This window comes from Lysobacter enzymogenes (assembly GCF_900106525.1).
Classification (GTDB): Bacteria; Pseudomonadota; Gammaproteobacteria; order Xanthomonadales; family Xanthomonadaceae; genus Lysobacter; species Lysobacter enzymogenes.
In genome coordinates this window covers 116,810-129,177 of sequence record NZ_FNOG01000006.1, presented here as the reverse complement: position 1 = coordinate 129,177, position 12,368 = coordinate 116,810, and the positions used below count along the sequence as shown (strand labels likewise).

Below are 12,368 nucleotides of genomic sequence, written 5' to 3'. Positions count from 1 at the left end.
AACCGGCTGTCATCCCCGCGAACGCGGGGATCCAGAGACTTCAGCCGGTCGCTTCCGGAAAGCCGAGATCGGCCTCGCCCCTCAGCGCTACGCCCGCCTCACCCCCGCCCGGCCGCCTTGTCCGCCGCCTCGGCCGCTTCCAGCGTGTTCTGCATCAGCGTGGCCACCGTCATCGGCCCGACCCCGCCCGGGACCGGGGTGATCCAGCTGGCGCGCTGCGCGGCGGCGTCGAAGCCGACGTCGCCGACCAGGCGGCCGTCGTCGAGGCGGTTGATGCCCACGTCGATCACGACCGCGCCCGGCTTGACCCATTCGCCCGGGATCAGCCCCGGCCGGCCGACCGCGACCACCAGGATGTCGGCGTTGCGCACTGATTGCTCCAGCACCGCCTGCGGGGTGAACTTGTGGCAGCTGGTGACGGTGCAGCCGGCGATCATCAGCTCCAGCGCCATCGGCCGGCCGACGTGGTTGCTGACGCCGACGATGGTCGCGCTCTGCCCGCGCACCGGGCGGTCGGTGTAGCCCAGCAAGGTGGTGATGCCGCGCGGCGTGCACGGGCGCAGGCCGAACTGGCGCAGCACCAGGTGGCCGACGTTTTCCGGGTGGAAGCCGTCGACGTCCTTGCGCGGGTCGATGCGGTGGATCAGCGCGGTGGCGTCGCGGCGGTCGGGCAGCGGCAGCTGGACCAGGATGCCGTGCACCTCGGGATCGGCGTTGAGCTTGTCGATCAGCGCCAGCAGCGCCTCGTCGCCGGGGTCGGCCGGCAGGTCGTAGTCGATCGCGCGGATGCCGACCTTCTGCGCGGCGCGGCGCTTGTTGCGCACGTACACCGAGGAGGCCGGATCGTTGCCGATCAGCACCACCGCCAGCCCCGGCCGCGACAGCCCGGCGGCGACGCGGCGGTCGACCTGGGCCTTGAGGTTGTCGAGCAGTTCCTCGGCGATGCGTTTGCCGTCGAGGATGCGGGCCGGGTGCGAGGGAGACGTCATGCGGGCTCGGCTGCGGTAGAGTCGGGCCGCGCATTATCGCCGATCCGGCCGGCCGAATTTCGCCGCGCCGCGCATTTCGCCGATGTTGCGCGCCTCCCGCCCCACCGTCCCGAGCGCCGCCATGAGCCCGACCGATCCCACCGCCGCCGCGTCCGCCCCGGACGCCGTCACCGACGCCCTGCAGGCCGCCGCGTTCCGCCGCCTGCTCGCCCACCTGATGCACGAGCGCCGCGACGTGCAGAACATCGACCTGATGATCCTGGCCGGCTTCTGCCGCAACTGCCTGGCCGACTGGTACCGCGACGCCGCCGGCGAGCGCGGGATCGCGCTGAGCAAGGACCAGGCGCGCGAAGCGATCTACGGCATGCCGTTCGGCGAATGGAAGGCCAAGTACCAGCAAGACGCGACGCCCGAACAGTTGGCCGCGTTCGAAGCCGCGCAAAAGCGCCACGCCTGAAACGCTGCGCCGATAGCCCCCCTGTAGGAGCGGCGCAAGCCGCGACCGCGAAAATCGAACGACCGCGCCCGCACGAAGCGCCCGTCGCGCCATGCTGGAAAACAGGCCGGACGCATCGAAGGGACATCCAGCGTTCGCCGGCGAAGGATTGGCGCAGTCGCGGCTCGCGCCGCTCCTACAGTGGTGCTACGCAGCTTTCGCTCAATCCTGCACCGGCGCCTGCCCCTGCGGCTGCAACGCCGGCGCATTCGGATTCGGACAACGCGGAATCCCCGAACCGACCACGCAGTTGATGCAGCAGCCCGACGGCTGCTGCGGCGCCGGTTGCTGCGGCGCGAACAGCGGCAGCGGCGGCGCCAGCGTCGCCAGGCTGGCGTCGGGCTTGAGCTTGAGCAGCGCCGCCCAGTCGAGCTTGTTCATGTCGCAGGCCGCGGCGGTGTCGGGCGAGCATTCCACCTGGGTCTCGCTGCGCAGCGGCAGCGGCCAGAACTGGCCGTTGCGGTTGACCGCCATCATCCGCATCGTCGCGCCCTGCTGGACGTTGCCGCCGATCAGATAGGCCTTGCCGTCGTTGTTCGGATTGACCGCGACGACCACGTCGCAATGCATCGCCAGCGAACCGTTGCCGCTGTCGAGCGCGGCCATCAACCCCTGGTAGCCGTACACGCGCGTGCTCGAACGCACCGCGCACAGCAGGTCGCCCGGCGCCGGCGCGGCGCTGGCCGGGTCCAGGTACAGGAACGGGCTCTGGTCCGGATTGCGGTAGGCCTCGCGCACATAGTCGTAATGGCTGGCCGAGGGACGGAAACCCGGGATCGCGGCCTTCATCATCACGTAAGACACGAACGCGGCCGACCACGGGTTGTCGACCAGGAACGCGCGGCAGGCCTGGGCCGTGTACGCGCTGCCGTACGGCTCGAAGCACTGGTCGGCGCCGGCGAAACCGCTCATGCGCTGCAACAGGCCGGTCTCGCGCCAGTAGCTGGCGGTGCGGCGCCAGGTTTCGGTGGCGCCGTCGGCCAGGCGCGCGGATTCCGATTCGCTCACCGAGGCGCTGGCCAGGCGTCCCTGCAGGTCGATGAAGGGCCGGTACCAGAGCAGGTTTTCGCTGCACGCGGCCGCGGCGATGCGGATCGCGGCCTGGGGCGCGCCGCCCTGGTCGCGCAACGACGGGCAGGCGTCGGCGGCGCGGGCCGCGCTCCACGGCGCGAACAGCGCCGACACTGCGGCCAGGATAAGCAAAACCGATAACGAACTGCGGGGCATGCGAGCGTTCTCCGGACCGTCGCGGCCCGCGCGCGGGGGCGCGGCGGACCGGGGTTGTCATGCAGGAAGGTTCGACACTGGAACGCGACGAGCCCGCCTGCGCCAGCCTAGCGATCTTCCGTGCAAAGCGCGTGAGCGCGAACGCTTCCGCCGCGCGACGCTGGCGGCGCGCGCGCGCGCGGGGTATCGTCGCAACACGCACTTCGCGCCCCGCGGCCGTTCGCGGCCCGGCCGGCGCATCCCCCGCCCCGCACACCAAGGCCCGCGAAATCGATGGCACGCAACCCTCGTATGTTCCAGTCCCTGGCCGCAGTCGCCGGCGTCGCCGCCGCCGGTTACCTCAGCATCTGCGGCTGGATGTATTTCAAGCAACGCGAACTGATGTACTTCCCGCAGAACACCCGCCTGGGCGCCGACATGACCGACTACACGGTCGAGCGCGGCGACGCGGTGCTGCGCGGCTGGCGCCTCAACGCCGGGCGCGAGAAGGCGCTGATCTATTTCGGCGGCAACGCCGAGCGCGTGGAGAACATGCGCGAGACCCTGGCGCAGTGGTTCCCCGACCGCACCATCTACCTGCTGTCGTATCGCGGCTTCGGCGCCAGCGACGGCGCGCCGGCCGAGCCGGAGCTGTTCGCCGACGCGCTGGCGATCTTCGACCAGGTCGCGCGCGAACATCCGCACCAGCCGATCTCGGTGATCGGCCGCAGCCTCGGCAGCGGCGTGGCCAGCTACGTCGCCGGCAAGCGTCCGGTCGAACGGCTGGCGCTGGTGACCCCGTTCGACAGCCTCAGCGACACCGCGCAGGCGCACTACCGCTGGCTGCCCACGCGCTGGCTGGTGCGCGACCGCTACGACTCCATCGGCAACCTGCGCAGCTACTTCGGCCCGATCCTGGTGGTGCGCGCCAGCGACGACGACGTGATCCCGCCGGCCAACACCAGCCGTCTGGTGCATTCGCTGCAAACCCGCCCGCAGGGCGTGGAAGTGGTCCAGCTCAAGGGCGCGGACCATCACAACATCGGTAGCTATCCGCAGTACGGCCAGGCCTTGAGGGAGTTCATCGACTAGCGCGGGATCCGACGGGCGCGGGCGAGGTCTGGCCCGCGATGTGCGCCCGCAGCCGCTCGCGCCTCACTTGGAGGACGCAAGATGCAAATGCAGATGCAACGCAGGGCGATCCAACCCAACGACGTGTCGTACGCGCAGGCGCACGAGATCAGCGGCTTCAAGCGTTTGTTGTTCATCAGCGGCCAGTTGCCGCAGTGCGAGCAGTGCATCCTGCCCAAGGATTTCGAAGGCCAGTGCCGGCGCGCCTGGGCCAACGTCGAGCAGCAGCTCAAGCAGGCGGGGATGGACTTCAGCAACCTGGTCAAGGTCACCACCTATCTCAGCGAGCGGCGCCTGCGCCAGCGCAATTACGAGATCCGCCGCGAAGTGCTCGGCGAGTACACGCCGGCGCTGACGGTGATCATCGCCGACTTGTACGAGGAAGGCTGGATGGTCGAGATCGAGGCGATCGCGGCGGACTGAGAAGCAGGAGATAGCTCAGAGGAGTTCGGAGATAGCGAAAGCGGTTTTCGCTGTCTCCTGGCTCCTCTTCGCTGTGCGTCGGCTCTACTCAAGGTATGCGGCACAGATCGCCGAACGCGCGCGCCAGCGCGGTGCGGTGCAGTTCGTCCAGCCGATAGCGTCTGGCCGCGCGCTTTTGCGCGTCGAACGCGCGCCGCTCGCAGTGTTCGCCGCGCGCTTCGGTCAAGGCGCCGGGCAAGGCCTCCAGCAGTTCGGCGTTGATCGCATCCAACTTCTCCCGCACCGGGGCCAGATCGACCGGCTTGCCGGCGCGCGCCGGCTCGGCCAGCAAGCGGTATTGCACCAGCTTGTTGGCTTCCATCTGCGCCTGGAAGAACGTCGCCGCACGCTCCGGCGGCAGCGAACGCGCCGCGGCCTGTTCGCGCACCTTGGCCAGTTGCTCGCGCTCGCGCTGCGCGTCCTCGACCGGCTTGCCGGTGGCGCGCTTGCTCGCGGCGACCTGGTCGGCCAGCAGCAGCCGCTGGGCACTGAGTTCGGCGACCCGGCCGAAACCCGGCGAAGGGACGAACTGTGGCGCGGCCGGCGCCGCCGCTGCGAACAGACCGGCGGCAAGAGCCAGCGCCGAAATCGAGCCGCGATGAAGTGTCATCCGATCCGCCTCGCGAACGCGCGCGCGCCGCTCACGGCGCGGCGCAGAACGCCTGATAGTCGATATAGCCCGGAAACGCGCGGCCGGACGCGCACACCGGACACTCCGGGTCCGGCCGCAGCCGGGTCTCGCGAAAGCGCATGCCGAGCGCGTCGAAATGCAGCAAGCGCCCGGCCAGCGATTCGCCCAGGCCGAGGATCAGCTTGACCACTTCGGTCGCCTGCACCAGGCCGATCACGCCCGGCAGCACGCCGAGCACGCCGGCTTCGGCGCAGTTGGGCGCCGCTTCCGGCGGCGGCGGTTCCGGAAACAGGCAGCGGTAGCACGGGCATTGGCCGCGATGGCGGCCGGCGTCGAACAGGCTCACCTGCCCTTCGAAACGATGGATCGCCCCGTACACCAGCGGCTTGGCCAGCTTCACGCAGGCGTCGTTGAGCAGATAGCGCACCGGGAAGTTGTCGGCGCCGTCGAAGACCACGTCGGCGGCGCCGATCAGCGCTTCGACGTTGTCGGAGGTGATGCGCTCGGCGAAGGTCTCCACGCGCAGACGCGGGTTGAGCGCGTGCAGCGCGATCTTCGCCGACTCGACCTTGGGCAAGCCGATGCGGTCCTCGGTGTGCAGGATCTGCCGCTGCAGGTTGCTGCGGTCGACCACGTCGTCGTCGGCCAACACCAAGGTGCCGACGCCGGCCGCAGCCAGATAGAACGCGGCCGGCGAGCCCAGCCCGCCGGCGCCGACCATCGCCACGCGCGCGGCCTGCAGCTTGCGCTGGCCGGCCTCGCCGACTTCGGGCAGGCGCAGGTGGCGCGAGTAGCGGTCGTAGAAATCGATCTCGTCGGCCGACTGGTGCGAGGGCGCCAGCGGCAGGCCTTCGGCGATCCAGCGCGCGGTGCCGCCGTCGACCGAGGCCACGCGTGCGTAGCCGGCGTCGAGCAGCGCCTGCGCGGCGCGCAGCGAGCGCGCGCCGGTCTGGCAGATCAGCACGATGGCGGCGTCGCGATCGGCGACGGTGGCGGCGGGATCGGCTTGGAGCGCGTCCTTGGCTACGCCTAGCGCGTGCTCGGCCTGGCCGCTGGCGCGCTCGTGCGCCTCGCGCACGTCGATCAGGATCGCGCCGGCCTGCTGGCGGGCGCGCGCCTGCGCGGGGGAAATCTGTTCGATGCTCATGCGGGGATTATCCGCTTTCGCGGGCGAGGCGGCGGGGGAACGCGGGGATGGAGCGTTGCGTGGGTTGGCGGGTGGTCCCTCACCCCAACCCCTCTCCCGCAGGCGGGAGAGGGGCTCGAATTCGCTCTGTCTTGTTGGCTCGACCCCGGAAGCTGCGTTACAAGCCCCTCTCCCGCTCGCGGGAGAGGGGTTGGGGTGAGGGCCTACCCCAACGCGTAAGGCCACACCTCCACCACCGCCCCCTCGCCCAACGTTTGCGCCCCCTCCGTCACCACCATCAGCGCATCCGAATCCGCCGCCGCGCGCAATCGATGCGAGCCCGTGGCCGGATTCGGATCGACCCACAACACCCCGTCCTCGTCGCTGCGCAGCCGCGCGCGCACGAACTCGCGGCGCGGGTGGCTCTTCTCGATCCCGCCGACCAACCGGGCGCGCAGCTTCGGCCGGGGCTCGACGCGGCCCTGCAAGCCGTCGATCAGCGCGCGCCCGAAACTCAAGTACGTCGCCAGCACCGACACCGGATTGCCCGGCAGGCCGAGGAAACGCGCCTGGTCCATGCTCGCCAGCAGCAGCGGCATGCCCGGCCGCATCTTCACTTTCCAAAAATGGATTTGCCCGAACTGCGCCAGCACCGCCGGGATGTGGTCCTTCTCGCCGGCCGACACCGCGCCGCAGGTGAACACCAGATCGAACGCGCAGGCGGCGTCGCGCAGGGCGATCTCGACCTGCCTGGGATCGTCCGGCAGACGCGGCCACGCGGTCGGCTCCAGGCCGTCGGCGCGCAGCAGGCCCATCAGCAGGTCGCGGTTGCTGTCGTAGATCTGCCCCGGCTGCAGCGGCATGCCCGGCTCGACCAGTTCGTCGCCGCTGGTGAACACCGCCACCGTCGGCTTGCGCCGCACCGGCAGCGACGACAGGCCCAGCGACGCCGCCAGCGACACCCGCGCCGGCGTCAGCGTCTGGCCTTCGCGCAGCACCGTCTCGCCCTCGCCCACGTCTTCGCCGGCGTAGCGCACGTGCTGGCCGCGCCGGGTTGGCGGCACCAACACGCGCGCGCCGTCGACGCGTACGTTCTCCTTGATCGCGATGGTGTCGGCGCCGGCCGGCAGCGGCGCGCCGGTGGTGATGCGCGCGCATTCGCCCGCGCCCAGCGTCAGGTCCAGGGCGAGGCCGGCGAACTGTTCGCCGATCAGGCGCAGTTCGGTTTCGCTTTCGTTGTCGGCCAGGTCGGCGTGGCGCAAGGCGAAGCCGTCCATCGCGCTGTTGTCGAACGGCGGCAGCGCCAGCGGCGCGACCACGTCGGCGGCGAGCACGCGGCCGTGGCAGCGCGGCAGCGCCGGGTATTCGGTCTCCAGGCGGTGCGCGGCGGCGACCTCGGCGGTCAGACGCATCGCGTCGTCGAATAGCAGGCCGGTGGGGAAATCGGTCATGGCGGGCTCTTGCTGGGGGCTCGGGATCGGGTTCGCGGGGCCGAGCTTGTTGGGGCGGGTTTGCGAAACGGGCTTACAAGATCGGCTTGCAGAAACGAACTTGCGCAATCGGCAGGAAGGTATCGGTCGCCATCGCGCACTCAATCGATCGGATCGGCGTCGACGCCGGCCGCGGCGAGATCCGCCGGCGTGTTGAGGTTGCCCAAGCGTAGTCCGGGCAGGCGCAGCGCCGCCATGCCGAGCGCGGCCTGCAACTCGCGCACCGCCAGCCGCCGCTGCGCCAGGGCCGGCGCCAGCGCGGCGCGCAGCGGCGCCAGCGGCCACAGCGCGAACAAGGGCTGCACGCCGTCGTCGTCGACGGCGAAGGCGCCCTGCCCGGCTTGCGCGGCTTCCAGTGCGCTCAGCAGCGAGGCATCGGCGCGCAAGGCGTCGACCGGAACGCTCAGCAGCCACGGCGTGTCCGCGACCGCGGCGAGCGCGTCGAGGCCGCCGAGCGGGCCGAGGTCGGGCGCGCGGTCGGCGACGGCGCGCAGGCCGTTCGCGGCGTAACGCGGCAGGTCGCGGTTGGCGCTGACCAGCACCTGCGCGACATGCGGCGCGAACGCGCGCACCAGACGCAGCACCTGGAACTCGCCTTTGCGCCGCAGCCAGGCCTTGTCGCGCCCGCCCAGGCGGGTGGCGCGGCCGCCGGCGAGCAGGCCCAGGGTGAGATCGGCGGGAGCGATGGGCATGCGCGGCGTGGCGGGCTGGAAAACCGCATTGTGCGCGCTCGCTGGCGCTCGCGCTGTCGATGTGCCGCGGGTTGCGGCACGAGCGTGCGGGGCAAAGTCAAAATGGATTCCGGCTTTCGCCGGAATGACGGTGTCGGGAGCGGCGACGCGCTTCCCATTCCGTCATTCCGGCGAAAGCCGGAATCCATTTTGATCTTCGCTTCGGCTTAGACAGCCGCAGGCTAGCTCAGACCGCCATGGGCCCGACCAGCGATCCAGCCCGACCACACTTGCCGCGCTTGACGTGCCGGATCAACCGCTTCTTCTTCACCACCTGTCGCAATGACGGTATCGGAAGCGGCTACGCGCCCCAAGTCCGTCATTCCGGCGAAAGCCAGAACCCATTTTGATCTTCGCTTCGGCTTAGTCCGTCGCGAGCTCGCTCAGACCGCCGCGGGCCCGACCAGCGCCCCCGCCCGACCTCACTTGCCGCGCTTGACGTGCCGGATAAGCCGCTTCTTCTTCGCCACCTGCCGCTCGGTCAGCACGTTCTTCTTGCCCTCGTACGGATTGCTGCCTTCCTTGAACACGAACCGCACCGGCGTGCCGACCAGCTTGAAGCGCTTGCGGAAGAAGTTCTCCAGGTAGCGCTTGTAGCTGTCGCTGAGCGTGCGCAGGCGGGTGCCGTGAACGACGAAGGTCGGCGGGTTGGTGCCGGCCGGATGGGCGAAGCGCAGCTTGGCCACGTGCCCGCGCACCACCGGCGGCGGGTTGGTCTCGTAGGCGATCTCCATCGCCTTGGTGACCTCGCTGGTGCCGATCTCGGTGGTCGCCGAGGCGTGCGCGCGATGGATCGCCGCGAACAGTTCCTTCAGGCCCGAACCGTGCTTGGCGCTGATGCGCACCGGCTCGGCCCACTCGACGAAGGCGAGCTTGCGCTTGAGCAGGTTCTCGGTCTGCTGGCGCTGGTATTCGGTCTGCCCGTCCCACTTGTTGACCGCGACCACCAGCGCGCGGCCGGCGTCGAGCGCGTAGCCGAGCACGCTGGCGTCCTGATCGGTCACGCCTTCGGTGCAGTCGAGCATGACCACCGCGACCTGGCACTGCTCGATCGCCTGCAGGGTCTTGATGATCGAGAACTTCTCGACCGCTTCCTCGACCTTGGACTTGCGCCGCACGCCGGCGGTGTCGACCAGCCGGTACAGACGGCCGTCGCGCTCCATGTCGACCGCGACCGAGTCGCGGGTGGTGCCCGGCACTTCGGAGGCGATCATGCGCTCCTCGCCGAGCAGGCGGTTGACCAGGGTCGACTTGCCCACGTTGGGGCGGCCGATGAAGGCCACGCGGATGCGGTTGGGGTCGTTGTCCAGCTCGGCGGTCGCGCCCTCTTCGGGCACGCGCGACAGCACTTCGGCCAGCAGCTCGTCCAGGCCCTGGCGGTGCGCGGACGAAATCGCGATGGCGTCGCGGATGCCGTAGCGGGCGAAGTCGTTGATCGCCGCGGCCGCGTCGAGGCCGTCGGTCTTGTTGACCACCAGCAGGGTCGGCCGCGCGGTCTTGCGCAGCCAGGCCAGGATCTCGTCGTCCAGCGCCGAGGCGCCTTCGCGGCCGTCGACCACGAACAGCACCAGGTCGGCCTCTTCGGCCGCCGCGCGCGCCTGGCGCGCGGTCGCGCCGGCCAGGCCCTGCTCCTCGCCGGCGATGCCGCCGGTGTCGACCACCGCGAACGCGCGCTGGCCCTCGGGCCGGCACACGCCGTAATGGCGGTCGCGGGTAACGCCCGGCTCGTCGTGGACGAGCGCGTCGCGGCTGCGCGTGAGCGCGTTGAACAGGGTGGATTTTCCGACGTTGGGGCGGCCAACGAGGGCGACTAGCGGGAGCATGGTGTTGAAACCGAATGGGAGAATAGGAATTGGAAATCGCGCCACGGCGCCGCGAAGGCGGCCGGAAAGCGCCGACATAGTGCCAGAGCGGGCGCGAAGACGCCTTCGCACCGGCCGGGCGGACCGGGCGAAAGCAGGCCCGGCCGAGAAAACGAACGGCCCGGAACGGCTACACGCCGCCCGGGCCGACTTGCGCTTGGAACCTGAAAACCGGACTCGGGCTAGGCGGGCCGGCGCGGCTCGAAGCCGCCGCGCCGCACGATCGCCCGGTGCCGATTCCCGGCTCCCGGCCTTATTGCAACTTGAACGCGGTCAGCCCGCCCTTGACGTTCTGCACGATCAAGATGCCGTCGGCCACCACCGGCGCCGCCTTCAGCGGCTTGCGGCCGGCGCGCGCGCGCGCGGCGAACTCGCCGGTGGACAGCTTCATCCAGTGCACGTAGCCGTCGAAGTCGCCGACCACGGCGTAGTCGCCCTGCACCGCCGCGCCGCTGAGGTCGCGACGGCCCAGCGACGGCTGCGACCACAGCGCGCTGCCGCTGTTCTTGTCCAGGCCGTACACGACGCCGGCCGGGTCGGCGACGATCAGCTTGTCGCTGGCCACGCCCATGCGGCCGACGCCGCCGTGCTCGCTGGCCCACATCGGCCGGCCGGTCGGCGCGTCGATCGCCACGGTCTGCTTCTTGAAGCTGCTCGCGTACAGCACCGAGCCTTCCAGCACCGGGGCGCCGTCGATGTCGGCCATGCGGTCGAGCTCGCTGCGGCCCTCGGGCTGCGCCACCGGCAGGTCCCAGGTCGGGCGGCCGTCGCCGGCGGCCAGCGCCTGCACGGTGCCGTCGTCGTTGCCGACGAACACATAGCCCGGGCCCAGCGTCGGCGAGCTGTTGCCGCGCACGGTCAGGATCGGCACGTCGCGGGTCCAGAACCAGCGGCGCTCGCCGCTGGCGGCGTCGAACGCGGTCACCCGGCCGTCGTTGGAGCGCACGAACACCATGCCCAGGCCGATGCTCGGCGCGGCGATGACTTCGTTGGGCACCTTGGCGGTCCACTTCTGTTCGCCGGTGGCAGCGTCGAGCGCGATCACCTCGCCCTCCAGGCCGCCGATCACGACCAGGCCGTCGCCGGCGCCGGGACCGCCGGACAGGCGGATCTCCTTATCCTTCTTCTCGCGGTCCTTCTTGTCCTTGCGGGTCGGCACGAAGTGCCAGATTTCCTTGCCGGTTTGCAGGTCGTAGGCATGCACGCCGCCGCGGATCGCCGCCGCATACACGCGGCCGTCGGCGACCGTCGGGCCCTGGCGCACGCCGATGCGGTCCTCGCCCTTGCCGGCGTTGACCGACCAGATCTTGTCGACCTTGACGCTCGGGGCGAAATCGACGAGCTCGGTCGGCTCGTTGGGCTTGGCGTCGTCCTTCTTCTTGCTGCCGCCGAACCAGCCCTTGACCGTCGAGCATCCGCTCAGGGCGAACGCGCACAACGCGGCGGCGGCGGCGACGCGCACGAAGGCGCCGCCGGAAGAGGTTTTCTGGGCTTGGATCATTAAGACTTGGCCTCGGGCTTGGCCGGCGTGCCGCCGGCTTCGGTGAGCTTGAGTTCGAGCAGGCGGCGGCGCGGCGAGGCTTCGTCGAGCTTGGCCAGCGCGTCGGTGTAGTCCTTGCGCGCCAGATCCTGCTTGCCGAGCGCGAACTGCGCGTCGCCGCGCACTTCCAGCGCCAGCGGCTGGGTCGACTGGGCCAGCACCTTGATCGCTTCGGCCGGCTGCTTGGCGTCGATCAGCAGGCGCGCCAGGCGCTGGGTGACGATCTCGGCGATGGCCGCGTCGTCGGTCTTGATTCCGCGCAGGGTGGCGATGGCGGCGTCGCGCTGGTCGCCCTGGACCTGCATCTTGGCCAGGTCGAGCGCGGCCAGGGTGCGGTACATGCTCTCCGGCAGCGCCTGGACCTTGGCCGCGGCGGCCTTGTCCTTGGCGTCGATCGCGTCGACCGCGGCCTGGTACTGGCCGGCGGCCTGCACGCTCTGCTCGAGTTGGCGATTGCCCCACCACTTCCAGCCGCCGATCGCGGCCAGGCCGAGGGCGATGCCGCCGATCAGGCCGGCGCCGTTGGCGCGCAGCCAGGACAGCACGCGTTCGCTTTGTTCGTGTTCGTCGAGCAGGTCGTCTATCGCCATGATGCGCCGTGGTTGTGCTGCCTGAACGGGCCGACGCCGCGCGCAGCGCGGCAAACGGGCCGAACGGGCCGTGAAGGAAACAGGCCGGGAAACCGGTCGCGCAGCAACCGGTAC

12 protein-coding genes are annotated in these 12,368 nt (G+C 70.5%); 3 read left to right on the top strand and 9 right to left on the bottom strand.

Features of this window, described 5'->3' with window-relative positions:
* Nucleotides 1–98 precede the first annotated feature (98 nt).
* Complete coding sequence (gene folD, locus BLU84_RS16000; protein ID WP_074869422.1) at nucleotides 99–989, bottom strand: bifunctional methylenetetrahydrofolate dehydrogenase/methenyltetrahydrofolate cyclohydrolase FolD; 891 nt, start codon at nucleotides 987–989, stop codon at nucleotides 99–101.
* 121 nt (nucleotides 990–1,110) lie between these two features.
* Between folD and BLU84_RS15995 the strand changes: the two genes are divergently transcribed.
* On the top strand, nucleotides 1,111–1,446 hold the full coding sequence (locus BLU84_RS15995) for a DUF1244 domain-containing protein (RefSeq protein WP_074870269.1): 336 nt from the start codon (nucleotides 1,111–1,113) through the stop codon (nucleotides 1,444–1,446).
* A 201-nt stretch (nucleotides 1,447–1,647) separates the two neighbouring features.
* Here BLU84_RS15995 and BLU84_RS15990 read toward each other — a convergent pair whose 3' ends face one another.
* Entirely contained in the window at nucleotides 1,648–2,712 is a 1,065-nt protein-coding gene (locus tag BLU84_RS15990) for a DUF2272 domain-containing protein (protein WP_083382691.1), read from the bottom strand.
* 291 nt (nucleotides 2,713–3,003) lie between these two features.
* On the opposite strand from BLU84_RS15990, the gene BLU84_RS15985 reads away from it, so the two are divergent.
* A complete protein-coding gene (locus BLU84_RS15985) occupies nucleotides 3,004–3,783 on the top strand; it encodes an alpha/beta hydrolase (RefSeq protein ID WP_074869415.1) in 780 nt (259 codons plus the stop codon).
* A gap of 81 nt (nucleotides 3,784–3,864) precedes the next feature.
* Nucleotides 3,865–4,245 carry a RidA family protein gene (locus BLU84_RS15980; RefSeq protein WP_083382689.1) on the top strand — a complete coding sequence of 127 codons (381 nt, stop codon included), beginning with the start codon at nucleotides 3,865–3,867 and terminating at the stop codon, nucleotides 4,243–4,245.
* An 88-nt stretch (nucleotides 4,246–4,333) separates the two neighbouring features.
* Here BLU84_RS15980 and aroQ read toward each other — a convergent pair whose 3' ends face one another.
* The 7 genes from aroQ to BLU84_RS15945 all read right to left on the bottom strand — a co-directional run bounded on the left by aroQ (nucleotide 4,334) and on the right by BLU84_RS15945 (nucleotide 12,254).
* Nucleotides 4,334–4,894: a gamma subclass chorismate mutase AroQ gene (aroQ, locus tag BLU84_RS15975; protein ID WP_074869412.1), complete on the bottom strand. Its 561-nt coding sequence runs from the start codon at nucleotides 4,892–4,894 to the stop codon at nucleotides 4,334–4,336.
* A gap of 31 nt (nucleotides 4,895–4,925) precedes the next feature.
* Nucleotides 4,926–6,062 (bottom strand): molybdopterin-synthase adenylyltransferase MoeB, encoded by a 1,137-nt coding sequence (moeB, locus tag BLU84_RS15970; RefSeq protein ID WP_074869408.1) that lies wholly within the window; start codon nucleotides 6,060–6,062, stop codon nucleotides 4,926–4,928.
* A gap of 203 nt (nucleotides 6,063–6,265) precedes the next feature.
* The gene (locus tag BLU84_RS15965; RefSeq protein WP_074869404.1) at nucleotides 6,266–7,492 is read right to left on the bottom strand and encodes a molybdopterin molybdotransferase MoeA; all 1,227 of its coding nucleotides are present in this window, start codon (nucleotides 7,490–7,492) and stop codon (nucleotides 6,266–6,268) included.
* Between the two features lie 140 nt (nucleotides 7,493–7,632).
* On the bottom strand, nucleotides 7,633–8,223 hold the full coding sequence (mobA, locus tag BLU84_RS15960) for a molybdenum cofactor guanylyltransferase (protein ID WP_074869401.1): 591 nt from the start codon (nucleotides 8,221–8,223) through the stop codon (nucleotides 7,633–7,635).
* A 461-nt stretch (nucleotides 8,224–8,684) separates the two neighbouring features.
* Nucleotides 8,685–10,085 carry a ribosome biogenesis GTPase Der gene (gene der, locus BLU84_RS15955; RefSeq protein ID WP_074869397.1) on the bottom strand — a complete coding sequence of 467 codons (1,401 nt, stop codon included), beginning with the start codon at nucleotides 10,083–10,085 and terminating at the stop codon, nucleotides 8,685–8,687.
* Nucleotides 10,086–10,377: 292 nt separating this feature from the next.
* Complete coding sequence (gene bamB, locus BLU84_RS15950; protein ID WP_074869394.1) at nucleotides 10,378–11,625, bottom strand: outer membrane protein assembly factor BamB; 1,248 nt, start codon at nucleotides 11,623–11,625, stop codon at nucleotides 10,378–10,380.
* Nucleotides 11,625–12,254, bottom strand: coding sequence for a YfgM family protein (locus tag BLU84_RS15945; protein ID WP_074869391.1), 630 nt, complete (start codon nucleotides 12,252–12,254; stop codon nucleotides 11,625–11,627). The genes bamB and BLU84_RS15945 overlap by 1 nt, the downstream gene beginning before the upstream one ends.
* Nucleotides 12,255–12,368 lie beyond the last annotated feature (114 nt).